This is a genomic window from Luteimonas rhizosphaericola, from assembly GCF_029888045.1.
Taxonomy (GTDB): domain Bacteria; phylum Pseudomonadota; class Gammaproteobacteria; order Xanthomonadales; family Xanthomonadaceae; genus Luteimonas; species Luteimonas rhizosphaericola.
In genome coordinates, this window is sequence record NZ_JARXRN010000027.1 from 74,559 (window position 1) to 98,342 (window position 23,784).

General features: G+C 67.7%; 20 protein-coding genes and 1 pseudogene. 15 read left to right on the forward strand and 6 right to left on the reverse strand.

Going from position 1 to position 23,784, the window contains the following annotated elements; translation table 11 throughout:
- Positions 1-35 precede the first annotated feature (35 nt).
- From QFW80_RS12420 to QFW80_RS12450, 7 genes are all read left to right on the forward strand, one after another.
- Positions 36-1,253, forward strand: a complete 1,218-nt coding sequence (locus QFW80_RS12420) for an oligosaccharide flippase family protein (RefSeq protein WP_280602295.1) — start codon at positions 36-38, stop codon at positions 1,251-1,253.
- Positions 1,243-2,043 (forward strand): methyltransferase domain-containing protein, encoded by an 801-nt coding sequence (locus QFW80_RS12425; protein WP_280602296.1) that lies wholly within the window; start codon positions 1,243-1,245, stop codon positions 2,041-2,043. Before QFW80_RS12420 ends, QFW80_RS12425 begins: the two co-directional genes overlap by 11 nt.
- A complete protein-coding gene (locus QFW80_RS12430) occupies positions 2,040-3,047 on the forward strand; it encodes a class I SAM-dependent methyltransferase (RefSeq protein WP_280602297.1) in 1,008 nt (335 codons plus the stop codon). The genes QFW80_RS12425 and QFW80_RS12430 overlap by 4 nt, the downstream gene beginning before the upstream one ends.
- 240 nt (positions 3,048-3,287) lie before the next feature.
- The gene (locus QFW80_RS12435; protein ID WP_280602298.1) at positions 3,288-4,064 is read left to right on the forward strand and encodes a class I SAM-dependent methyltransferase; all 777 of its coding nucleotides are present in this window, start codon (positions 3,288-3,290) and stop codon (positions 4,062-4,064) included.
- Positions 4,065-4,080: 16 nt separating this feature from the next.
- Entirely contained in the window at positions 4,081-5,976 is a 1,896-nt protein-coding gene (gene asnB, locus QFW80_RS12440; RefSeq protein WP_280602299.1) for an asparagine synthase (glutamine-hydrolyzing), read from the forward strand.
- 16 nt (positions 5,977-5,992) lie between these two features.
- Positions 5,993-7,114, forward strand: a complete 1,122-nt coding sequence (locus QFW80_RS12445) for a glycosyltransferase family 4 protein (RefSeq protein WP_280602300.1) — start codon at positions 5,993-5,995, stop codon at positions 7,112-7,114.
- A complete protein-coding gene (locus QFW80_RS12450) occupies positions 7,114-8,211 on the forward strand; it encodes a glycosyltransferase family 4 protein (RefSeq protein WP_280602301.1) in 1,098 nt (365 codons plus the stop codon). The genes QFW80_RS12445 and QFW80_RS12450 overlap by 1 nt, the downstream gene beginning before the upstream one ends.
- Positions 8,212-8,236: 25 nt before the next feature.
- On the opposite strand, the gene QFW80_RS12455 is transcribed toward QFW80_RS12450, so the two are convergent.
- The 5 genes and pseudogenes from QFW80_RS12455 to QFW80_RS12475 all read right to left on the reverse strand — a co-directional run bounded on the left by QFW80_RS12455 (position 8,237) and on the right by QFW80_RS12475 (position 14,884).
- The gene (locus tag QFW80_RS12455) at positions 8,237-10,105 is read right to left on the reverse strand and encodes a hypothetical protein (protein WP_280602302.1); all 1,869 of its coding nucleotides are present in this window, start codon (positions 10,103-10,105) and stop codon (positions 8,237-8,239) included.
- A 130-nt stretch (positions 10,106-10,235) separates the two neighbouring features.
- Positions 10,236-10,565, reverse strand: a complete 330-nt coding sequence (locus QFW80_RS17585) for a prepilin-type N-terminal cleavage/methylation domain-containing protein (protein WP_425603573.1) — start codon at positions 10,563-10,565, stop codon at positions 10,236-10,238.
- Between the two features lie 443 nt (positions 10,566-11,008).
- Positions 11,009-11,117 (reverse strand): annotated as a pseudogene (locus tag QFW80_RS12465) (prepilin-type N-terminal cleavage/methylation domain-containing protein); the annotation flags it as partial.
- Positions 11,118-11,575: 458 nt separating this feature from the next.
- A complete protein-coding gene (locus QFW80_RS12470; protein WP_280602303.1) occupies positions 11,576-12,997 on the reverse strand; it encodes a sigma-54-dependent transcriptional regulator in 1,422 nt (473 codons plus the stop codon).
- Between the two features lie 249 nt (positions 12,998-13,246).
- Positions 13,247-14,884, reverse strand: a complete 1,638-nt coding sequence (locus tag QFW80_RS12475) for a sensor histidine kinase (protein ID WP_280602304.1) — start codon at positions 14,882-14,884, stop codon at positions 13,247-13,249.
- A 174-nt stretch (positions 14,885-15,058) separates the two neighbouring features.
- Between QFW80_RS12475 and sucC the strand changes: the two genes are divergently transcribed.
- The 6 genes from sucC to QFW80_RS12505 all read left to right on the forward strand — a co-directional run bounded on the left by sucC (position 15,059) and on the right by QFW80_RS12505 (position 20,652).
- Entirely contained in the window at positions 15,059-16,228 is a 1,170-nt protein-coding gene (gene sucC, locus QFW80_RS12480; RefSeq protein WP_280602305.1) for an ADP-forming succinate--CoA ligase subunit beta, read from the forward strand.
- A 161-nt stretch (positions 16,229-16,389) separates the two neighbouring features.
- The gene (gene sucD / locus QFW80_RS12485) at positions 16,390-17,265 is read left to right on the forward strand and encodes a succinate--CoA ligase subunit alpha (protein WP_280602306.1); all 876 of its coding nucleotides are present in this window, start codon (positions 16,390-16,392) and stop codon (positions 17,263-17,265) included.
- Between the two features lie 155 nt (positions 17,266-17,420).
- Positions 17,421-17,669 (forward strand): type II toxin-antitoxin system CcdA family antitoxin, encoded by a 249-nt coding sequence (locus QFW80_RS12490; RefSeq protein WP_280602307.1) that lies wholly within the window; start codon positions 17,421-17,423, stop codon positions 17,667-17,669.
- Positions 17,669-17,989 carry a CcdB family protein gene (locus QFW80_RS12495; protein ID WP_280602308.1) on the forward strand — a complete coding sequence of 107 codons (321 nt, stop codon included), beginning with the start codon at positions 17,669-17,671 and terminating at the stop codon, positions 17,987-17,989. The genes QFW80_RS12490 and QFW80_RS12495 overlap by 1 nt, the downstream gene beginning before the upstream one ends.
- A gap of 1 nt (position 17,990) precedes the next feature.
- Positions 17,991-19,628: an NAD+ synthase gene (locus QFW80_RS12500; protein ID WP_280602309.1), complete on the forward strand. Its 1,638-nt coding sequence runs from the start codon at positions 17,991-17,993 to the stop codon at positions 19,626-19,628.
- A 109-nt stretch (positions 19,629-19,737) separates the two neighbouring features.
- Positions 19,738-20,652: a vitamin K epoxide reductase family protein gene (locus QFW80_RS12505; protein ID WP_280602310.1), complete on the forward strand. Its 915-nt coding sequence runs from the start codon at positions 19,738-19,740 to the stop codon at positions 20,650-20,652.
- Positions 20,653-20,909: 257 nt separating this feature from the next.
- Here the strand turns inward: QFW80_RS12505 and QFW80_RS12510 are convergent, their stop codons facing one another.
- Entirely contained in the window at positions 20,910-21,779 is an 870-nt protein-coding gene (locus QFW80_RS12510; RefSeq protein ID WP_280602311.1) for an outer membrane protein assembly factor BamD, read from the reverse strand.
- A gap of 86 nt (positions 21,780-21,865) precedes the next feature.
- Between QFW80_RS12510 and rluD the strand changes: the two genes are divergently transcribed.
- Positions 21,866-22,861 carry a 23S rRNA pseudouridine(1911/1915/1917) synthase RluD gene (gene rluD, locus QFW80_RS12515; protein WP_280602312.1) on the forward strand — a complete coding sequence of 332 codons (996 nt, stop codon included), beginning with the start codon at positions 21,866-21,868 and terminating at the stop codon, positions 22,859-22,861.
- Positions 22,858-23,736 (forward strand): peptidoglycan editing factor PgeF, encoded by an 879-nt coding sequence (gene pgeF, locus QFW80_RS12520; protein WP_280602313.1) that lies wholly within the window; start codon positions 22,858-22,860, stop codon positions 23,734-23,736. The genes rluD and pgeF overlap by 4 nt, the downstream gene beginning before the upstream one ends.
- Positions 23,737-23,784 lie beyond the last annotated feature (48 nt).

The following is a 23,784-nucleotide window of genomic DNA, read 5'->3' on the forward strand; positions in this document are numbered from 1 at the left end:
CGTGGATGCAGCCTCTAGCCAGAAGCGCTGCCACGGTGCTCGTGTGGAATGCTGCCCGACTTGTCACCCAGTTGGCGTGGGTACTGCTTCTCGCGCGCGCTTTGGGGCCACATGGGTATGGCACCTTCTCTGGTCTTGCCGGGCTGGGGCTTGCGCTGGGTGGGTTCGCGGCCTTCGGCATGGGGCTGCGCCTTTATCAGGAGGTTGCGCGCGATCACCGGGAACTCCCCGCTCATTGGCCGCTGGTTCGCATGACGCTGGCGTGGAGCGGTCCGGTCCTGCTTGCGATCTATTTGCTGTCTTCGCTTGCGCTGCAGTCCGAGACGGCTATGGTCGCCGTACTGTCGATTGGGATTGCCGAGGTCGTGCTTGCGCCGCTGTGCACCCAGGTGGCGTTTGCTTACGCATCCCTCGGCAGAATGGGCGAAGCGGCCGCGGTTCCGGTGGCCTTGTCCTTGGCACGGGTGGCGGCGGCGCTGGTGTATCTGATGGTCGCGCCGACATCAGGCCTGTCGGCCTACGCCCTGATCCACGCCGTCGCGACCCTGGGCGCCGTCCTCTGGGTCTGGGCAACTGCGCACCTTCGGCTCGGACTGCCGCGGTACACACGTCGGACCGGAATCAGGGAGCTCAGATCCGGCTTCGGCTTCTCATCGCTGTGGGCGAGCGGGCTGGCACTGACCTCATTGGACAAGACCGCGGCCATGTATGCGGGAGGAGGTGCTATCGCAGGGGAATACACGGCGGGTTATCGGCTCGCTTCCATCGCGGCGCTGCCCGTCGAGACACTGACGACCACCATCATGCCGAGGCTGTTCAGGGCTGGCGGAGGTAGGCCCCTCACGACTCGGAAAGTCGTCCTCCTCTTTGGCGGGGTGTTCTTGTATGGCTTTGGCGCCGGCTTGCTTGCCTGCCTCATAATACCGGTCCTGCCCGTCGTGCTCGGGGAAGGTTTCGCCGGCATCGTGCCACTGGGCGGATTGCTTGGCTGGTGGGTACCCGCGTATTGCCTGAGAATGCTGGCCGGCAACATGATGCTGGGCTGCGGCCGCAAGGGGCTACGGGTGGGTCTGGAACTCTCGGGGCTTGTGATGATGACCTCCCTGATGCTTGTCTGGATGCCGGAAGAGGGACTAGCCGGCGCGCTCCGCGCGCTGCTGGTTGCCGAGTGGATGATGGCTTGCGTTGGCGTTGTCCTGTTGGCGGGACTCTCGCGCCGCCGTGCCGATGGATTAGCACCGAATGGACTTTGACCATATCCACGTGATCAGGGATCGGGAGTCGGAATCAATTGTCGAACTCATCCAGCGTTTCGAGCCCTCCGAGCAGCATCTCGATGTGCCTGACGTTGGAGCGGAAAGCGGCCGCCAAGCCGCTGGTCTGGCAGCGCGCGCCCATCGCGTCTCGGCCATCGACATCGACACGAGTGCATATGCGGACAACGCCTACCCTATCTCTATGTACGATGGGAAGAACCTCCCGTTCGCCGATGCGTCTTTCGACGTCGTCGTCAGTTCCAGTGTGCTTGAGCATGTGCAGGGTCTTGATGGACTGCTGGCCGACGTGAGGTGTGTTCTTCGGAAAGACGGCATTGCCGTCCACCTAGTGCCAACTCATGCCTGGTGCATCTGGACCACGGTGGCGCGTGCGCCCTGGATGCTGAAGCGCAGTTGGCAGCTGATCTCAGGCGGGCGACCAAGGCGGTGTCATTCAGGAGTTGAGAGTCGGGCGCATGCCGAACGTCGCGATTCGATGTCGCTCGTGATTCCGGGTCGTCGCGATGAAAGGGGAACTCTTATGGCGGAAGCCTGGTACTTCTCGCCCGTTTGGTGGCAGCGCACGTTCCGGCATAGCGCATGGACGCCCGCGCATAACGAACAGTGCGAGCTGTTTCATACCGGGACGATGCTGCTCTTGACACGCCTCGAATCGGCGGCAAGGCGGGGGCTGGCACGCTTTCTGGGAAGGTCGACGCATGGCTATGTGCTCAGACCTCTCCCCGCGACGGAGAGCGCAACAACAAATCTGTTGGATAGGCAATGATGGACGCGACGTCTTCTCGTCTGGTCGATCCGATCGAGGGCCGGCCGCTATCGCGCGATGGTGAAGAACTTGTCTCCGCGCAGGGACAGCGATACCCAATTCTGGCCGGCGTCCCCCGGTTCGTGCCTGCAGAGAACTACGCCCAAGCGTTCGGTGAGCAATGGGTGCGGTTCCCGCGCACTCAGCTCGATTCCGCAACCGGCCTGACGTTGTCGCGAGATCGGCTCGAACGATGCCTGGGGCATCCCCTTGCCGAGCTTTCCGGCCAGCTGGTGCTCGAGGCTGGGTCCGGCGCAGGCAGGTTCACAGAGCTGTTGCTGCAGTCAGGCGCGACGCTGGATTCGTTCGACTACTCCGGAGCTGTCGCGGCCAACGCTGCCAATAATGGCGCGCATCCCAAGCTTTGCCTGGTGCAGGCGGACGTGAGGCAGATGCCGTTCCTTCGTGAAGCCTACGATCTGGTTGTATGTTTGGGAGTCGTACAGCACACCCCCGATCCAGAGGAGACGTTGCGCGCGCTCTGGTCGCGGGTCCGCCCGGGCGGGCGTCTCGTATTCGACCATTACAGGGCAAAAGTTAGGAACTACCTGCCTCCGCCACTAGGCACGGCGGGGATCGTGTATCGCCGATACTTTCTGAGCCTGCCGCGTGAAAAGCGCTTCGATGCGGTGAAACGTGTAGTGGACAGGTGGTTTCCGCTGATATGGAAGTACCGCGAAAACTATCCGATCCAGTTCCTCCTCAGCCGCTTGAATCCGGTCGTCAACTATTACCCTCATTTCGGCCTGACGAACCGGCAGATGTACTACGAATGGATGTTGCTGGACACCCACGATGCTATGACCGACGTATACAAGCATCGGAGGACTGCCCGAAGCCTGCGTAGATTCTTGGGATCCTTGGGGGCCGAAGAAGTCAACGTGTGGCACGGGGGCAATGGGGTGGAAGCGTCCTGTCGAAAGCCAAGGGAAGTGTCCGCTCTCAATCGTAGAGATTGGAGCTAGCGTCCAGATGACTTCTCAAATTTCGTTATTCCGCTTTGCGCGCGTACGCTTGGCGTCCTTGGAAGTATGAGTATGGCCGAGCCTTGTCCGGTGTGCGGTGATAGCGCGGAGCGGGTCGAGCATCCTCTCGAAGGGCGCTCCTTGGCGGCGATGGCGGATGCATTGGGAACGGAACCACTACACTGGACGGGGTTAGCGCAGCATATAGCGCGTTGTGGGTCTTGTGGTCTGGAGTTCGCTATGCCGATGGCGGATCCCGGGGAGAGATTCTACAAGTGGCTGACGTCAGCTAACTTCCGCTACCCCAAGCATCGGTGGGAATGGAACGAGGCGGCCAGTCTCCTGCGCGAGATGGCCCAAGATGGACCGATATCGGTACTGGATGCGGGCTGTGGCGAGGGTCGCTTTCTCGAACAGATCGCAGAAATTCCGGGAGTTGCGGCTCAGGGCTTCGACCAAAACTTTGACGTGGTAGAAGCAGCAAGGGCACGTGGACTTGACGTGTATCACGGCGATCTATCGACGGTCGGCTTGCACGACCTGTGCATTGACGTGATCACGTTATTCCACGTTGTCGAGCATGTTTCTGATCCAATCGACGTGCTCGAACGAGCAAGGGATTGCTTGAATCAAAGGGGAATTATCATGTTCTCCGTGCCGCTTAGTCCGATGAGTTACGAGCATGCCTGGCCGGACCCTTTCAACATGCCTCCACACCATCTTACTAGGTGGTCACTCCGCTCGTTGACCGTTCTGGGAGACCGACTGGGGATGGGGCTGCGGCTCAGCGTGCCCCAGGCGGCACCGTTGCCTGCCAGGGTTCTCAGAAGTCTTGTACTGCAGGCCGGTGAATCGGCCAAGCGAGCTTCCGCGCTCTCCAAAGCTATGAACGTCTTGCGCTTCGTCGCTACCAAACCAACACGGCTGGTTGCTGAGGTCAGTCAACAGCTTCGGCGCGAGAGATACGCTGGGTGCGCATTGCCCGACGTTGTTCTCGTTAGGCTTGAGAAATACTAGCGAAGCTGGGACGCGTATGTGTGGAATTAGCGGGTTCCTTTCGGCGACGGCATCTGGGCGCTCCCAATTCCTGCTGGCTGCGGCTCGATCCCTCAATCATCGTGGGCCGGACGGGCACGGCATCTGGAACCCCGAGGGGCCCATCGGCCTGGCGCACAGGCGTCTGGCCATCGTCGACCTGAGTGATGCCGGTGCGCAGCCCATGTCGTCGGCCGACGGGCGTTGGGTCGTCACGTTCAACGGCGAGATCTACAACCACCGCCAGCTCCGCGAACAGCTTTCCGACGGACGTTCGTCTGCGTGGCGTGGTCACTCCGACACGGAAGTGCTGGTGGACGCAATTGCCCGCTTCGGGGTCGTGGAGACATTGCGACGTTGCAATGGCATGTTCGCGATCGCCGCGTGGGACCGGGAGGCGTCGGAGCTTTGGCTTGCAAGGGACAGCACTGGCGAAAAGCCGCTCTACGTGGGGTGGGTCGGTGGTGGCGTTGCGTTCGCTTCGGAACTGCGCGCCCTGCGAGCCCATCGCGCATGGGCGGGAGGCGTGGACCAGGAAGCGCTGGCGTGGATGCTCACGTTCGGCTACGTGCCGGCGCCGCTGAGCATCCATCCAGGCGTCTTCAAATTGCCGGCCGGTTGCTGCCTCGCGCTGCGGCCGGGCGACGAGCGCAGGGCGCCAACCGCCAATGAGTTCAAGGCGCGTCTCGAGCGCTGGTGGCGCCTCGATGAGCTGGCGGATTCTGCCTCTACGCCCGATGAACGCATGTCGGGGATTGAGGCGCTTGATCGGCTCGATGCATTGCTCGACGACGCGGTCGACCTGCGGATGCAGGCCGATGTGCCGGTGGCGGCGATGCTTTCCGGTGGCGTTGATTCGACGCTCGTCGTCTCGAGCATGGTGCGTCGCGCCCCGGGCAGCGTGCGAACCTTCACTGTCGCTTTCGACGAGCCCGGTGTCGATGAGGCTGCGCATGCCGCCGCGGTGGCGCGCTCGCTTGGCACCTTGCATGAGGAGGTCCGGTGCCCTGCCGGCGCGGCCCTGGCGCTGGTAGACCGACTGCCCGACATTTACGACGAGCCCTTCGCGGATCCGGCGCAGATCCCGGCTGTGCTCGTGTCGGAGGCAATTCGTCAGCAGGTGCCGGTGGCCCTGACCGGCGATGGGGGCGATGAGCTTTTCGAAGGCTACCAGCGCCACCTTGACGCGATCGCCTGGTGGCGTGTCATGGGACGACTGGGGGTGCGTGGCCGGACGTCCGTAGGCTCGACATTGCGACGGCTGTCGGACCTGCTGCCGGCGGGAAGTGCATCGCGTGCGAGCGGACGTCTGGGGGCGCGCCTGGCAGCGGAGGATTTCGACGATTACTACCGCCGCGTCCTTCAGTTCCCTGAGTCCGCCGCTCTTGGCCTGCATGCGGCCAGGAGGCTGGGAATGCCGTCCCCGCCTGCGGGCCTTGTCGCACTGGGCGCGCGCATGCGCTTCGTGGATCAGATGCTGGGGCTACCCGAAGGCATCCATACGAAGCTGGATCGGGCAAGCATGTCCGCAGGCCTCGAGCTACGGGTTCCATTCCTTGACCCGAGGATCCAGGCCTTGTCATGGCAGCTTCCAGCAAACAGTCACGCCGGCGCGGGAACCGGAAAGCTGTGGCTGCGCAGGTTGCTTGCGCGCCGCATGCCCGGCGGAGTCGCTAAGCGCAGAAAGCAGGGTTTTGACGTGCCCATTGGCGAATGGCTGCGCGGGCCGCTCAGGCCTTGGGCCATGGAACTGCTTTCCGAGAAGGGCGATTTCCTACCGTCGCGCACGCATGTCGAGCAGGTCTGGGCAGCACACCTGGTGGGCAGGCGTGATGCCACGTACGCGATGTGGGCAGTCCTGAGCTACTTGGCGTGGGCACGACGTCATGGCTAGCCCTCTCCGCATTCTGGTGCTGGCGAACCTGCCGCCGTGGATCATGGGCGGAGCGGAGCACCAGACTGCGCGACTTGTGGAGCAGTGGTGCCTGATGGGCGCCCATGTCGAGGTCGCCGGCTTTCGCATCCCCGATGGCGTGGTCCGTCTGGGCGTCGCGGAGGTGAGGACGCATCGCCTGCGGTCCATTGCCGGTCTCGGGCGGATCTCGAAGGGCGCTACCTACCTGGCATCGCTGCTCGCGTTCGCCCGGCGACATCGAAAGCGCTTCGATATCGCCTACTGTCGCGGTCTTGCAGACGCAGCGCTCAGCCTGTCTCTCGCGCGCCGGCTTGATCTTTGGCGTTCGCCGATCCTCGCAGTTCCCATCAACGCGCGTGGACAAGGCGATGCCAGCTTCCTGAGGTCGGTACCATTCTGGCCACAGTGGGGGGCGCTGATGAATCGGCATCTCGCGGCGATTAACCTCATCAATCGCGAGATCGCGAGCGAGCTGGATGATTTGGGTCTGTGCTTGCCGCGTCGCAGCTTCATTCCGAACGGGATCGACGTCAGGCCGCCGATCGCGCGTACGCATGTTGGACAACCAAGACGCCTGATGTGGACGGGGCGATTCGAGCACCAGAAGGGGCTCGATCTCCTGGTCGATGCGCTGCGGGGAATGAATGGGGTCGAAGGTCGCTGCACCGTCGATCTTTATGGCGATGGGCCACTTCGGCAGTACATTGCAGACGTTGTCGCCTCAAATGGGCTCGGCCGCGTCGTCCGCTTCGGTGGCGTGCTGGGCACGGACGAGGTAAGGGCCCGGCTGGCCGAGGCGGATGCGTTCGTGCTGCCATCGCGTTACGAAGGCATGTCCAACTCGGCGCTTGAAGCGATGGAGGCCGGTCTCCCCGTTCTGTGCACATCCTGTGGGGGCATCGACCGGAGCGTGCAGGAGGGCGCGGGCTGGGTCTGCGCCGCCAGCGACCCGGACGATTTGAGCCGGGCACTGCGGGAGATGCTGTCGGAGACGGGCGATGCATGGTTGGAGAAGGGCAGGCAGGCGAGGCTGCTGGTCGAACAACGGTTCCGCATCGCGGAAGTCGCGGCACGCAATCTGGAACTGCTGCATGACTTGGCCAAGGCGAGGGCTTGATGCGCGTCCTGGTCGTCTGCAAGCGGCAGTACTCCGGCAAGGATCTGGTGAGCGACAGATTCGGTCGGCTGTACGAGCTGCCGCTTGGCCTGGCATCGCTGGGGGATGAGGTCAGAATCTGTGCGCTCAGCTATCGGCGGCGGGGCGGACCCGATTCGGGAAGTTTCGAGGGCAAGGCGGTCGACTGGCGCTCACTGGACGCGCTTCCGTTCGGACTTGCTCGCCATGGAGCCTGGCTCGATGACGTCACGGCAGGATGGAGGCCGGATGTGGTCTGGGCGAGCTCGGACATGTTGCAGTGCGTTCTGGCGGAGCGATGGGCGCGGCGCCACGGCATCCCGTGCGTCATCGATCTCTACGACAACTATGAGAGCTTCGGCCTCTCGCGGCTGCCGGGACTTGCGCCGGTCTTCCGGCAGGCATGCCGTCAGGCAATGGCGCTGAGCGTGGTCAGTGACTCGCTGGCCGACTACGTCCGCGCGACCTATCAGCCATCCTGCCCGGTCGCGACCGTGGTCAATGGCGTCCGCAGCGCGCTGTTTCAGCCACGGGACAAGGCGCTTTCGAGGAGCTCGCTAGGGCTGCCGCTGGGAGACCGGCTCATCGGTACCGCCGGCGCGCTGACTGCCGACCGCGGTATCAGCGACCTGTTCGACGCGTTCGAGAGGCTGTCATGCCACGACGAACAGCTGTGGCTCGTACATGCCGGCCCGACCGACCGGACCGCACGGCGCGACCATCCTCGCGTCATTGACCTTGGCATGCTCGCCCACCAGAGGGTACCCGATCTTCTGGCGGCGCTCGACGTAGGCGTGGTGTGCAACCGCGATTCCGCATTCGGTCGCTACTGCTTCCCTTTGAAGCTGTATGAGATGCTGTCGATGGACATTCCGGTTGTGGCGACGGCGCTTGGAGACGTGGCGCGGATTCTGGCCCGGAACCCGGAGTGCCTGTACGCACCGGGGGATGTGACGATGCTGGCCGACAGGATTGCGGGCCAGCTCTCCAGCCCGTCGGTCCCCCGGGTCGACTCCCCGGCTTGGGAGGATTGCGCCCGGTCGCTGAGGCGCGCATTGGTCGCCTCTCAGGGGGCCTGACGAGCGGATGGCTCCTAAGGGCGTCTCAGTCGGCCCGACCTGACGACTGCGGAGCCTCGTGCCGTGAGGCCGCAAGCTCGGTTACGGCTGCCGCAAGATCGGGTCTGCCCAGCGCCTCGAGCTCGCCGGCTAGGTGTAGGGGGAACGGATCGATGCGAGCACTTTCCTGGATGGCTCTGGCAAAGTACGGCAAAGCGCTGTCCGGCTTCCCCAGGTCGTTCATGACGTAGTAGCCGAGCGAGGCATTCTCGAACGGGCTGAATGCCGCGCGTTCGGCGATGCTCGCGATCGTCGCGATCATCTCCTGCCTGTCCAGCGTCAAGCCGTTACGCGAGCGGTAGATGAGGATCTGGATCGAGCGGCGGTTGTCCCAGCTCATCTGGACGGTTTCGATCTGCTGCCGGTAGCGCTGCCAGTCCCGCGCCGTGACGTCGCCGCGCAGGCTCTTGAGTGCGATCAGCAGCGCGAAATTGTTGAGCGAATAGGGGGCCGAGACGGTTCCGGCTTCGCAGGCTGCGATGGCCTGATCGAGCAGAGGATTGTCGGCCACTGCACCACCGCCGGCACTCAGGCGCTCGGCGCAAAGCGCCACCCAGGCCCGCGCGGAGCCGGGCGCGGCGGCGGTACTGGCCTCGTGCAGGTGCAGGTTGCTGCGCCAGTCGTGCGCGCGCACCAGGGTCGCCGATCCCAGGACGGCCAGTAGCGTCACCGTGATCGTTGTGCCGGCGGATGTCGACAGCCGCAGGCGCTGCCACAGCAGCGCGAGCAGGCTGCCCACTGCCAGCACCATACCGATCAGGGCGAAGTGGTTACGGTGCTCGAACGCCAGCTCCAGCCCGATGACGTTGCTGGTGACCACGTGCGCGCTGAAGAACAGCAGCAGCCCCAGCGACAGCAGCGGCTGGCGCGTGCGCAGCCACCATGCCGTCGCCAGCAATGCCAGCACCAGCACGAGCGCCGGGAGCGTGGTCCAGGGCTGCAGCAGACTGCGCGAAGGCTGGATCCAGTCGTAGTAGAACGGCATGTGGCCCGGCAGCGGCAGCAGGATCTGCCACAGGTACAGACACAGCACGCGGCCTTGCGTGAGCAGCCGCTCGGGCGTGGAGAAGTCGCGGCCGCCGTAGGCCTCCCAGTGCCAGTGATTCGGGATGATCCAGACGAGATAAAGGACGGCGCCCGCGAGCACGCCGGCCAGGTAACCCCTGCGCAGCAGCCGGGTCGTCTTCGTGTCGGCCGCCGCGAACCGCAGGACGGTCAGCTCCAGCGCCAGCGCGTAGGCGGGAAGCAGGACGGAGTCCTCCTTGCAGCTCATGGCGAGCACCCACAGCAGCGCTGTGAGCATCCACCAGGTCCGCGCTGGCTGCGCCTCCACCTGCGCGCGCCGGGCGCGCATGTATGCGATCAACGCGAACACGAGGAACAGCGTGCCCATGGTCTGCAGCCGCTGAACCGCGTACAGCACCGAAGACACCTGCAGCGGATGCAGCGCCCAGGCGAGTGCCAGCGCGGGCCCGGCCCAATGGGCCCGCGACGCGGGCACTCCGCCCGCCAGGAGCAGACTGTGAAATAGCCAGGCCAGGGCCAGTGCGGTGATCGCGTGGATCAGGATGTTGGTGGTCTTAAAGGTCGCCGGGTCTGCGCCCCCGCCGCGCCAGTAGTCCACCGCGAACGTGACGGTGGGCAGGGTCCGCATGTTGCCCGAGACCTGCGGTGTGGCGATGGCCTTATACAGGCCCGCGAGCCCCGGCTCGTCGTGCTGGATCGACCGGTTGTTGACGATGTTGGGATGGTCGTCAAAGACGAAATCGCCCGGAAGCCCAGGCGTAAACGCAAGTCCGCCGAGCAGAGCGACGACGAGCGCGATCAGCAGGAATCTGCCGCGGGAAATTGGCATGCGTGCTTTTTTGTTCGGCGCCTGAATGCCCGATTATGGGCAATTGCAGCATTCCGTGGGGAATCGCGCTGTGCGAGCGTCCTGTGCGCGGTACGCCGCGCACATGCGGGCGCGGCCGCGGGGGGGCAAGTCAGTTAAGGGAGCAGCTACCGGTACCCATGTCGCACGTAGTGGTCCGGCTGCCGGGCGCACGTGGTGTGCCGTCGATGGGCGTAGCCAAGTCGCTCGCCGTGTCGATCTCCGCGCAGGCGCCCACGATCGGCGTCGGCGGCGACATGTTCTGGTGTAGCGCGGCCAGCGAGAAGCTGGCGTAACTCTTGGCCTCGGCCAGGCAGGCATTCTCTGCCGAACGAACCCGATAGGCGTTGTAGGCCGGCAGGGCAATGGCCGCCAGGATGGCGATGATGGCGACCACGATCATCAGTTCGATCAGGGTGAAGCCTCTGCTATGGCGTTCCATATTTGTCGTCCCCTACGACGGTATATCCGACCCGATCGCACGCAATTGTTGGGCCACACTGGAACTGAGCCCGCCGCACGGAGCCCCAAATTGTGACGGCGAGCCTGGCTAGCTGACGAACGGCACCAGAGCGCGGTAAACGGTGTTACCGACAGAGGCACAGCAAAAAGGCCCCTCATACGAGGGGCCTCTTGGAACAGCGCGGTAACCGCTGAATTAGCGGCTGATCGAGCAGGTGGCCGTGTCGGCATTGCAGCTCGTGTCTTCAACGCCCGGGTCGGCGGGGCTGAAGCTGGCGACCTGCGCGGTCGAGAGCTGACCAGTGGCCGGGGAATCGCATGCCGAAGGAGTCCACGTCGGGATGGTCATATCCGAGACCGAAGCGGAGAGCCACGAGTTCACGTAAGCCTTCGCTTCCGACAGGCATGCATTCTCAGCCGAACGAATGCGGTAGTTGTTGTACGCCGGCAGCGCGATGGCGGCCAGGATGGCGATGATCGCGACGACGATCATCAGCTCGATGAGCGTGAAGCCCTTCTGCATCTTCTTCATGGTGTATCCCCTAGAGGTTGAATAACAAGTCGACTTTCACGTGCCCCATCGTTCCGGCTGTTGCCGTGTCCTGTGGGCAGCCGTGCAACAGCGCACGTGCGGAGGGATTTGACGCAGGATGCGTGCCAAGCCGGCAACCCGGCGGCAGGGAATTCCAATATTAGGTTCCGGTCACGGTTTCCGTTTTGTTCAGTCTGGTTCTGCGACCGGGTTCACCCGACGAGGAACGTCACAAAGTGACGTGAAGTGACGTAATGCGCAGGGTGCCCCTCCCGCATCGCGAAAAGGGTGATACCCGTCGCGGCGGCGGTGCGCAGCCCGGCATGCGCGCGACGGGGTGCCGGCGGCGCACGCGGTGACCAAGTGCCATGGAATCGTCGCGAACGGTGGCGATGCGCAGCGGCGCGAGCGTCAGGTTGGTCCAAAGGCCGGCGCGGCTGCCGATCGCCGCCGCGGCCTCAGTCGATCCCGAGCTTCTTCAGCTTGTACCGCAGCGCACGGAAGGTGATGCCCAGCGCCGCCGCGGTCTTGGTCTTGTTGTAGCGGTTCTCCTGCAGCGCCTGCTGGATGGCGGTGCGCTCGATCTCCTCGATGTACGAGGGCAGGGCGCTGCTGGCGGTGTCGAAGGGGCTGAGGTTGCGCGGGTCCGCGCCCGGCCCAGGTGCGCCGGGCGAAGGCGCATGCGTGGCCGGGGCGGACGACGGCAGGCCCGGGCGCGCGGACGGCGCGCCGACGGCGGCGGGCAGTTGGAGGTCGTCCGCGTGGATGGTGTTGCCGTCGGCGAGCGCCAGCGCCCTCTCGAGGATGTTCTCCAGCTCGCGCACGTTGCCGGGGAAGCGATAGGCCTCCAGCGCGGCGACGGCGTCGCTGGCCAGCGTGGGCGGCTGGCGCTTCATCGCGCGCGCCAGGCGGTCGAGGATCGCTTCGGACAGCAGCGGCAGGTCGCCGGCGCGTTCGCGCAGCGAGGGCACGTGCAGGCCGATGACGTTGATGCGGTAGAACAGGTCGTGGCGGAAGGTGCCGTCGGCCACCAGCTGGGCGAGGTCCTTGTGGGTGGCCGAGAGGATGCGCACGTCCACCTGCACCTCGTTCTGCGATCCCACCGCGCGCACGCTCTTTTCCTGGATCGCGCGCAGCAGCTTGACCTGCATCGGCAGCGGCAGCTCGGCCACTTCGTCGAGGAACAGGGTGCCGCCGTCGGCAGCCTGGAACAGGCCGGCCTTGTCGCTGGTGGCGCCGGTGAAGCTGCCCTTCTTGTGGCCGAAGAATTCGCTCTCCATCAGCTCGGAGGGAATCGCGCCGCAGTTGACCGGGATGAACGGCCCGCCCGCGCGCGAGCCCTGGGCGTGGATGGTGCGCGCCACCAGCTCCTTGCCGGTGCCCGATTCGCCGCTGATGTGGACCGGCGCCTGGCTGCGCCCGACCTTGCCGATGGTCTGGCGCAGGCTGACCATCGCCGGCGAGGCGCCGAGCAGGCGGCCGGCTTCCTCGGGCTGGGCCAGGCGGCGGGTGTTGAGGTCCAGCGCCTGGCGCACCAGGCCGCGCAGCACGTTGATGTCGACCGGCTTGCTGACGAAGTCGAAGGCGCCGGCCTTCAGCGCCTCCACCGCGGCCTCGACGTTGCCGTAGGCGGTGATCACGGCCACCGGTGTCGTCGGGAAGCGGGTGGAGATCTCGCTCACCAGTTCCAGGCCGGAGCCGTCGGGCAGGCGCATGTCGGTCAGGCACAGGTCGTAGGAGACGGTGCCGAGCATCTGCCGGGCGGCGTGCAGGTTGGGGGCGGTATCGGTCCGCAGGCCCATTCGCCCCAGGGTCAGCACCAGCAGTTCGCGGATGTCGTGCTCGTCATCGACGATCAGGGCGCTGCGGGCTTCGTTCATTGGAAAGGGGGCGACGGTCGCAAGGTGACCAATATTGACAGTTTTTGACGTGGGTGACGAGGGTGGGGGTGCGGGGCGTTGGCCGGTGCCGATGACGGTAACGGCAGCGGGGTGTGGGGCTGGAGGTTGGCCCGCGTGAGGTCGGGTGACGGTGCGAGCGTTTCGCGCCTTCGGCACCTGCTCCCGTACACGGGAGAAGGAACAGCAGGGCGGTCCCCATCCGCGCTTGGCGCATGGTCCCTTGGGAAGTCAGCGCTGCAGGAGAGCGTGCTGCGGCGGGAGGGTGAGGCGGAAGCAGGCGCCGCCGCCCGGGACGGCGACGTATTCGAGGTCGGCTTCGTTGGCGCGGGCCAGTTCGTGGGCGATGTACAGGCCCAGGCCGGTGCCGTGCTCGGAGGTGGTGAAGAACGGGCGGAACAGCTGCGCCGCCACCGCATCCGGAATGCCCGGGCCGCGGTCGAGCACGCTGATGCGCGGCACGCGGTCTTCTTCTTCCAGGTGCAGCGAGATGCGCGGGGTTTCGCCGGGCAGGTGGCCGTAGCGCACGGCGTTGTTCACCAGCGCGGTGACGATCTGCTGCAGGTGGCGCGGGTCGAACATCACCGGCAGCTGCACGCATTCGCCGGTCTGGCGCAGCTGCGCGTTGTCCTCCGGCACGATCAGCCGGTAGTCCTCGATGAAGTGCCGGGCGAAGGTGACCAGGTCGATGCGTTCGGGCTTGGCGCGCTCGCGCCGGGCCAGACCCAGCACGCTCTCGACGATGCCATTGGTGCGCAGGCACTGCTGGTGGATGATCTGCAGCAGGCGCCGGTCGCTGGTGTTGAGGTCGTGCGATTCCTCCAGCAGCTGGGTGGCGTAGCTGATCGCCGCCAGCGGGTTGCGGATCTCGTGCGCCAGGCTGGCCGAGAACCGGCCCATCGCCGCCAGGGTGAGCGATTCGGCGCGGCGCGAGAGCATCGAGGTGTCGTCGAGGAATACCAGAGTCGCATCGCTGGTGGCCAGCAGGCGCGCGAACCGGGGCAGCACCTCGGCCCCGTCGGGGCCGCAGGCCATCGGCGTGTCGACCTGCTGGCCGTCCTGCAGCCACTGCGCCAGGCGCATCGCCAGCTCGGGCGCGGCCTGCGCCACCGGCCGGCCGTGCATGCCGTGGTCGTGCTCGTCGTCGTCGCGCAGCAGCAGCTGCGCGGCCTCGTTGGCCATGCGGATGCGGCCGCCGCCGTCCACCAGCACCACGCCGGTGCGCATGCGCCGGATCACCAGCTCGTTGATCTCCGCCAGGTTCGCCGCCTCGGCGCCGCGCTGGTCGGCCAGGCGCTGGGCCGCGCGCATCTGCCGCCCGAGGTGGTGCATCAGCGCGGCCACCGCGAAGTAGGCCACGGCGAACATCAGCACCTCGGCCAGCGGGCGCTCGGCCAGGCCTTCCATCCGGTCCCACAGGTGCTCGGCCACGATCGCCGCGGTGGCGCCGCCGGCGAAGGCCAGGCTCCACGGCAGCGACAGGAACAGGGAGCCGGCGGCCAGGTTGAACACGAACATCAGCGCGATCCCGGGCCCCGCGCCCGGCATCGCGTGGGTGGCCAGGAACACCACCGCCAGGTCCACGCCCAGCCCCACCACCACGTGCGGGAAGAAGCCGCCGCGCAGCCGTCCGCCGGCCTGCATCAGGTGCCGGGCATGGGCCACCAGCACCAGCGACAGCACCACGAACGTGGTCGAGACCGTCTGCGCCAGCTGCGGCAGGTGCATCTCGCCGATCAGCGCGCCGGCCGGGCTGAACACGATCAGTGCCAGCAGGGCCGATTCGAGCAGGCGGTAGAGCGCGAACAGGTACAGTTCGCGGCGGAGCGCCTGGGTCTGGTCGGGGTGGGCTGCGGCGGATGCGGCCAAGGGGTTCGGCGCCAGGGAACAGGGCCCGGAGTATAGGCATGGAGCGGCGGCGGGGCGGGGCCTGGCGCCCGGCTTTGCCCGCGGGCGGCGCATCGGCGAGAATATGCGGCCGCGTGCCGCCAGCTGGCCTCCGGGTCCGGGCCGCGACGCGATCCTCCCCAGCACGGACCCCACATGAACTTCCACGAATACCAGGCCAAGCAGTTGTTCGCCGACTACGGCATCGCAGTGCCGGCCGGGCGCGTCGCGCGCTCGCCGGATGAGGCGGTGGACGCCGCGAAGGCCATCGGCGGCGACTTCTGGGTCGTCAAGGCGCAGATCCACGCCGGCGGCCGCGGCAAGGCCGGCGGCGTCAAGCTCGCCCGCACGCTCGACGAGGTGCGCGAGTACGCCAAGGCGATGCTCGGCACCAAAATGGAGACCTACCAGTCGGCCGGCATCGCGCTGCCGATCGACAGCGTGCTGGTCACCCAGGCCACCGACATCGCGCAGGAGCTGTACCTGTCGGTGCTGGTCGACCGCGGCACCCAGTCGGTCACCTTCATCGCCTCCAGCGAGGGCGGCGTCGAGATCGAGAAGACCGCCGAGGAGAACCCCGACGCGATCCAGACCCTCAACGTGAGCTTCGTGCAGGGCCTGCAGCCCTACCAGTGCCGCGAGATGGGCTTCGCACTCGGCCTCAACGCCAAGCAGGTGGGCCAGCTGACCAAGATCATGATGGGGCTGTACCGGCTGTTCAACGACAAGGACCTGGCGCTGGTGGAGCTCAACCCGCTGGCGGTGCTGAAGAACGGCGACCTCGCCGTGCTCGACGGCAAGGTCAATTCCGACGACAACGCCAGCTTCCGCCACGCCGACCTGGTCGCCATGCGCGACATCCGCCAGGAAGACGAGACCGAGGTCAAGGCCAGCCAGCACGACCTCAACTACGTGACCATGGACGGCAACATCGGCTGCATGGTCAACGGCGCCGGCCTGGCGATGGCGACCATGGACGTGATCAAGCTGGAAGGCGGCGAGCCGGCCAACTTCCTGGACGTGGGCGGCGGCGCCAACAAGGAGCGCGTGACCGAGGCGTTCAAGCTGATCCTGTCCGACGACGACGTGAAGGCGATCTTCGTCAACATCTTCGGCGGCATCGTCCGCTGCGACATGATCGCCGAGGGCATCATCGCCGCGGTCAAGGAAGTGGACGTCAAGGTGCCGGTGATCGTGCGCCTGGAAGGCACCAACGTCGAGGAAGGCAAGAAGCTGCTGCGCGAGAGCGGGCTGGCCATCACCCCGGCCGACGACATCAACGACGGCGCCAGGAAGGCCGTCGCCGCAGTCAAGCAGGCCGCCTGACACGCATCCACGTCCTTCCCCTGCGTCGCGGGGCATTGCGCCCTTCACGGGTGGAAGGTGCCCGAAGGGCGGATGGGGGCAACGATGCAACGCGCCTCCATCCCGACCCTTCCCCCGCAGGCGGGGAAGGGCTTCCAACAGGAATCCAGGAAAAACATCCAATGTCCGTTTTGGTCAACAAGAACACCAAGGTGATCGTGCAGGGCTTCACCGGCCAGCAGGGCACCTTCCATGCCGAGCAGATGCTCGACTACGGCACCAAGGTCGTCGGCGGCGTGACCCCCGGCAAGGGCGGCACCGAACACCTCGGCCTGCCGGTCTTCAACACGGTGCGCGACGCGGTCACCGAGACCGGCGCCGACGCGTCGGTGATCTACGTGCCGCCGCCGTTCGCGGCCGACGCGATCCTCGAAGCGGCCGACGCCGGCATCCGGGTGATCGTGTGCATCACCGAGGGCATCCCGGTGCTGGACATGCTGCGGGTGAAGAACGCGCTCAAGGGCTACGACGATGTGGTGCTGATCGGCCCCAACTGCCCCGGCGTGATCACCCCCGGCGAGTGCAAGATCGGCATCATGCCCGGCCACATCCACAAGCCCGGCAAGGTGGGCATCGTCTCGCGCTCGGGCACGCTGACCTATGAAGCGGTCAAGCAGACTACGGACGCGGGCCTGGGCCAGTCGACCTGCATCGGCATCGGCGGCGACCCGATCAACGGCACCAACTTCATCGACGCGCTGAAGCTGTTCCAGGACGATCCGCAGACCGAGGGCATCATCCTGGTCGGCGAGATCGGCGGCAGCGCCGAGGAGGAAGCGGCCGAGTTCATCGCCGAGTACGTGACCAAGCCGGTGGTCGGCTTTATCGCCGGCGCCTCCGCGCCCAAGGGCAAGCGCATGGGCCATGCCGGCGCGATCGCCTCGGGCGGATCGGGCACGGCCGAGGGCAAGTTCGCCGCGCTGGAGAAGGCGGGCGTGACCACGGTGAAGTCGCCGGGCGACCTGGGCGCCGCGATCGCGAAGCGGCTCAACGGCTGATCGCAGGCCTCATCGTGTCGAGCAAAGGCCGCCTCCGGGCGGCCTTTTCTTCTGCCTGCGGACAGCGCCGCGCGCGGATCGGCCAGCGCCGCAATCCCGATTGACACCGACGGCTGCGGTGCGCATGCTGGATGCGCATCCGACGGAGGTATCCCATGCGCATCCGCGAAGACTATGCCGGCTACGGCAAGCGCGCCACCAACGTCAGTATCAACCAGGGCCTGCTCGACGCGGCCAAGGCGCTCGACATCAACCTGTCGGCCACGCTCGAGCGCGCGCTGGAGCAGGAAGTGCGCGCCCGCAGGCGGCAGCGCTGGCTGGAGGAGAACCGCGAGGCCATCGAGGGCTACAACGCCTGGGTGGCCGAGCACGGCGTGTTCAGCCCGATGTTCCGCAAGCGCTGATGCACCAGTTCACCGCCTACCGCAATCGCGACGAAGGCACGCGCGGGGTGTATCCGCTGCTGCTCAACGTGCAGAGCGACCTGATCGAGGAGACCGGCACCCGGGTGGTGGTGCCGATGGTGCCGGTGAACGCGCGCCGCCGGGCGCCCGTGATCTCCTCGCTGGCGCCGGTGGTCGAGGTCAACGGCAAGCCGCACGTGCTGGTGGTTCCGCTGCTGGCCGCCACCGAGGTCGCGGACCTGGGGGCGGCCGAGGCCGACCTGTCGGGCGAGCGGGCGACGATCATGGCCGCGCTGGACCTGCTGATCTCGGGAATCTGACATGACCGACACCCTCCGCATCGCCCTGGCGCAGTTCGACTTCCCGGTCGGCGACGTGCGCGGGAACACCGGTCGCATCGCGGCGATGATCGCCGAGGCGCGCGACGAGTACGGCGCCGACATCGTGCTGTTCCCGGAGCTGGCGATCAGCGGCTATCCCCCGGAAGACCTGCTGATGCGGCCCTCCTTCCTGGAGGACTGCGAGGCGGCGCTGCGCGAGGTGGCGAAGGCCGCGACCGGCATCGTCGCGGTGGTCGGCTGGCCGGAGTCGGCCGGCAGCATCCTGTACAACTCCGCCAGCGTGCTGCGTGGCGGCAAGGTCGAGGCCACCTACCGCAAGCGCGAGCTGCCCAACTACAACGTGTTCGACGAACGCCGCTATTTCCACGTCGATCCCGACGGCGGCAACTGCGTGGTCGAGGTCAAGGGCGTGCCGGTGGGCGTGCTGGTGTGCGAGGACCTGTGGTTCGCCGAGCCGCTGGCGGACACCGCCCGCGCCGGCGCGCAGCTGGTGCTGGTGCCCAACGCCTCGCCCTACGAGCGCGGCAAGCACGCGCAGCGCGACGCGCTGCTGTCCGAGCGCGCGAAGGAAAGCGGCGCGGCGCTGGCCTACGTGAACGTGGTCGGTGGTCAGGACGCGCTGGTGTTCGACGGCTCGTCCGTGGTCGCCGACGCCGACGGCACCGTGCATCCGGCCGCGTCGGCGTTCGCCGACCTGTGGCTGGTGGTGGACTACGACGCGGCCACGCGCAAGTTCGCGCCGGTGGTGTGGCAGGACGACGGCGACGAGAGCATGGACGCGCTGGCCTGGCGCGCGATCGTGCGCGGCATCCGCGACTACTGCGGCAAGAACGGCTTCACCACGGCGTGGCTGGGGCTGTCGGGCGGGATCGATTCGTCGATTGTGCTGGCGCTGGCGGTCGATGCGCTGGGCGCGGACAACGTCACCGCGGTGCGGATGCCGTCGCGCTATACCGCCGGGCTGTCGAACGACCTGGCGCAGGAGCAGTGCGACGCGCTGGGCGTGCGCCTGCTCACGCTGCCGATCGAGGCGCCGTTCAACGGTTTCCTCGACGCGCTGGCCACCACGTTCGAGGGACACGCGCCCGACACCACCGAGGAGAACCTGCAGTCGCGCGCGCGCGGCGCGCTGCTGATGGCGCTGTCGAACAAGTTCGGCGGGCTGCTGCTGACCACCGGCAACAAGAGCGAGTACGCCGTGGGTTACGCCACCATCTACGGCGACATGTGCGGCGGCTACGCGCCGATCAAGGACCTGTACAAGACCGAGGTCTACGGCCTGGCGAAGTGGCGCAACACCGTGGGCGGCGCGCCGGTGATCCCGCCGGGCGTGATCGCGCGCGCGCCTTCGGCCGAGCTGCGCGAGAACCAGGTCGACCAGGACTCGCTGCCGCCCTACGACGTGCTCGACGCGATCCTGCGCCGCTACGTGGACCTGGAACAGTCGCGCGACGACATCGTCGGCGCCGGCTTCGAAGCGGCCACGGTCGACCGCGTGCTGCGCCTGGTGCGCACCAGCGAGTGGAAGCGCCACCAGGCCGCCACCGGGCCGAAGATCTCGCGCCGCGCCTTCGGCCGCGAACGCCGCTACCCGATCAGCAACCGCTACCCGGCCTGAGCGCGGCGCAGGGCGAGTGCTCCCGCCGGCGGACCGTGGCGACCGGGGCGCGGCGGCGCCGTCGCACGTCACGGCATAATGCGGGCTTGTTTGCAGCACGGGGCGCGGCATGGGCAGGAAGGGTGGAGTCGGGCGCCGTCGGGGCGCGCAGGGCAGGGCGGCGGAGACGCGGCCACTGGGCACGCCCGCTTCGCCGTCGGCCTCGGCGAAGGCGGGCCGCACGGACCTCGCGCTGCGCGCGCTGTCGCTCGCCGGCCTCCTGCCGACCCTCTATCTGGCGTGGACCGCGTCCGGCGACGGGCCTGCGTTCTGCACCGAAGGCTCGGGCTGCGACCTGGTGCAGGCCAGTGCGTGGTCGCGTTTCCTCGGCCTGCCGATCGCGGCCTGGGGCGCGCTGCTGTACGCGGCCATCGCGTGGGTGGCCTGGCGTCCGGCGCCGCGGCTGACGCGCTGGCGCCGGCTGTCGCGGCTGTCCTTCCTGGGCATGGCGATCAGCCTCTATCTCACCGTCGCCGGGCTGGTGGCGGTGCAGGCCGTGTGCGCGTGGTGCCTGCTGTCGCTCGCGCTGATGCTGGCGATCTTCGTGCTGGTGCACGTGTCGCGCCCCGACAGCGCGCCGGGCATGCCCTGGGCGACGTGGTGGCTGGGCAGCGGACTGGTGGCGCTGGGCCTGGTGGCGGCGCTGCAGCTGTCGGCCATGGGCCTGCTGGAGCGGCGCGAGGATCCGCGTCTGCGCGCACTCGCCGAGCACCTGTCCCAGGCCGATGCGCGCTTCTACGGCGCCTCTTGGTGCCCGAACTGCACGGAGCAGAAGCGGCTGTTCGGCGCGGCGGGCAAGCGCCTGCCGTATGTCGAATGCTCGCCGCAGGGGCGGACGGGCGGGGTCGCCTTCGAGTGCATCAGTGCGCGCGTGAGCGGCTACCCGACCTGGATCATCGACGGCGAGCACCATGTCGAGGTGCTCTCGCCGGAACGCCTGGCGCGGTTGACCGGGTTCGACTGGGACTCGGCCGCTCCGCGCTGAGGGCGCGATGCCGGGAGAGGGCGGTCCCGGATGCGCTTCGCTTATCCGGGCTACGGGTGGACCGGGTTCGACTGGGACTCGGCCGCTCCGCGCTGAGGGCGCGATGCCGGGGGAGGGCGACCCCGGATGCGCTTCGCTTATCCGGGCTACGGCGGATGTGCGGGCGTGAGGGGTGCGGCAGCGGCGGTTCGCGGGCGCCGGATGCGAAGACGCCGCCCGGAGGCGGCGTCTGGCATGGCCTGGAGGGCGGCGCGCGGTCAGTCGCGGGCGTCGTTGTCGATCGCCGAGCGCTCGCCCGCGAACGGGTTGAGCTTGCGCACGGTCCAGGGATAGTTCGGCCAGTCGCCGGCCAGGTACGGGTGCCCGGGTTCGTTCTGTTCCAGCACCCGGCGCGCGTCCGCGGCGAGGGTTTCGTTGCCCAGTTCGGTGTAGGCCGCCGCCAGCACCGCGACCGCGTCGTTCTGGAACTCGCTCTGAGGATAGGTCTGCAGCAGGTAGGTGGCGCGCTCCGTGGCGGCGATCCAGGCGTCGCGGCGCAGGTAGTACAGCGCGGTCTCGATCTCGTGGCGGGCGAACATGTTGCGCAGCGCCACCATGCGCTGGCGCGCGTCGTCGGCGTAGCGGCTGCTGGGATAGCGCTCGAGCAGGGTGTTGAAGTCGGAGAACGCCTGGTTGGGCGTGGCCAGGTCGCGGCGGCTGGCGTCCAGCTTCCACACCCGCTGCAGGAACACGGTGTCGCGGTTCGAGTTCACCAGCCCGCGCAGGTAGTACATGTACGGGGTGTTCTTGTGCGTGGGATAGGTGCGCAGGAAGCGGTCGATGGTCGAGATCGCTTCCTCGTTGTTGCCCATCTTGAACTGCGCGAACGCGGTCTCCATCAGCGCCTGTTCGGTGTACGGGCCGTACGGATACTGGGCCAGCAGCCGGCGGTAGGTGACCGTGGCGCCGCTCCAGTTGCCGTTGCGCATCTGCCCGTGGCCCTTGTCGTAGAGCTCCTCCACCGGCACCCCCTCGTTCTCGTCCTCGTCCTTGAACACGCCCTTGATCCGCGCGCAGCCGGAGGTCGTCAGGACGATCACCAGCAACAGCAGGATCGCGCGGCGGAGCGGGGACAGGCGGAGGGACATGGGCACCAGGGCAGGCAGGGCACGAAGCGCGGATAATACCAGCCCGCCCCGGCCACCCGGGCGCAGCGCCTGAACCCCAGCCTTCCATGTCCCGAGCCCCCGCAGACGCCATCGACCAACGCGAGGCCCGCGTGCCCGAGACCGCGGCCGGCCGCCGTTTCGACGCGGTGCTGGCCGAGCTGTTCCCCGAATTCTCGCGCTCGCGCCTGTCCGCCTGGATCCGTGAGGGCGACGTGCTGCTCGACGGCAGGCCGGTGCGGCCGCGCGATCCGGTGCGCGGCGGCGAGCATGTGCGACTGTCCGTGCGCCTGGCGGTGGAGACGCAGGCCGAGCCGCAGGACATCCCGCTGCGCGTGCTGCACGAGGACGCGGACGTGATCGTGATCGACAAGCCGGCGGGGCTCGTGGTGCACCCGGGTGCCGGCAATGCCGACGGCACCCTGGTCAACGCGCTGCTGCACCGCGACCCGTCGCTGGCGTCGCTGCCGCGCGCAGGCGTGGTCCACCGGCTGGACAAGGACACCTCCGGGGTGATGGTGGTGGCGCGCACGCTGCAGGCGCAGACCGCGCTGGTGGCGCAGCTGTCCGCCCGCGGCGTGCATCGCCAGTACCTGGCGGTGGTCACCGGCGCGCTGGTCTCGGGCGGCACCGTGGACGCGCCGATCGACCGCCATCCGCGCGACCGCGTGCGCATGGCCGTGCGCGAGGACGGACGCGAGGCCGTCACCCACTACCGCCTGCGCGAACGCTTCCGCGCCCACACCGCGCTCGAATGCCGGCTCGAAACCGGGCGCACGCACCAGATCCGCGTGCACATGGCGCATGTCCGCCACGCGATCGTGGGCGATCCGCTGTACGGCGGTCCGCTCAAGCTGCCCAAGGGCGCGTCGGAGTCGCTGGTCGCGGCGCTGCGCGGATTCCGTCGCCAGGCGCTGCATGCCGAGACACTCGAGTTCGCGCACCCGTCCAGCGGCGAGCCGGTGCGCTGCACCGCGCCGGTGCCGGACGATCTGGTCGCGCTGATGGACGCGCTGCGCGGTGATGCGCGCGAACACGCCGAGGCGGAGCGCGCGCGGCGGTGAGCGGGTGCGTCGATGCATCCCCGGCGCTGCCGGCCAACGTGCGCGCGTTCACGACGCTGCGCCACGGCGCCGGCCACTCGCTCCCGCCCTTCGACCGTTTCAACCTGGGCAACTTCCGCGGGCCGCAGGGCGACGACCCCGCGGTGGTGTCGCGCAATCGCGCCGAACTGGTGGCCCGGTTCGCGCTGCCATCCTGGCCGCACTGGCTCAGGCAGGTGCATGGAACGCGGGTGCTGCGGGTCGAATCGCCCGCTGTCGCGGCAGCGGGGCCTGCGGACCAACCGCCCCCCGGCGCGGAAGCGGCCGCCGCGGCCGTGATGCGCGCGCGGGCCGTCGAGCCCTCCGCCGCGATGGACCCGGACGAACCCGAAGCCGACGCGACGGTCACTTCGACCCCCGGCGTGGTGCTCGCGATCCTCACCGCCGACTGCCTGCCGGTGGTGTTGGCGGCCCGCGACGGCACCGAGCTCGCCGCCGCCCACGCCGGCTGGCCGGGACTGTCGCGCGGCATGCTGGAAGCCGCCCTGGCCGCCATGCGCACCGCGCCTTCGAACGTGGTCGCCTGGATCGGCCCCTGCGCGGGGCCGGCACGCTACGAAGTGGGGCGCGACGTGTACGCGGCCTTCGTCGTGGACGATGCCGGGGCCGCCGCCGCGTTCGTGCCGACCCGCGCGGGGCACTGGCTTGCCGATCTGCCTGCGCTGGCGCGACGCCGGCTCGTCGCCGCGGGCATGCATGCGGCGGACATCCACGGCGGCGAGCTGTGCACGCTGGCCGAACCGGAGCGCTTCTTCTCCCATCGCCGCGACGGCCGCAGCGGGCGGATCGCGACCCTGGCCTGGCTGGAGCCGCCTCCGGCGCCAGTGGAGGCCTGAGGCGACGGCGTCCGGCAGGCGCGGCGGTCGACCGCCCCGCGCCGCATG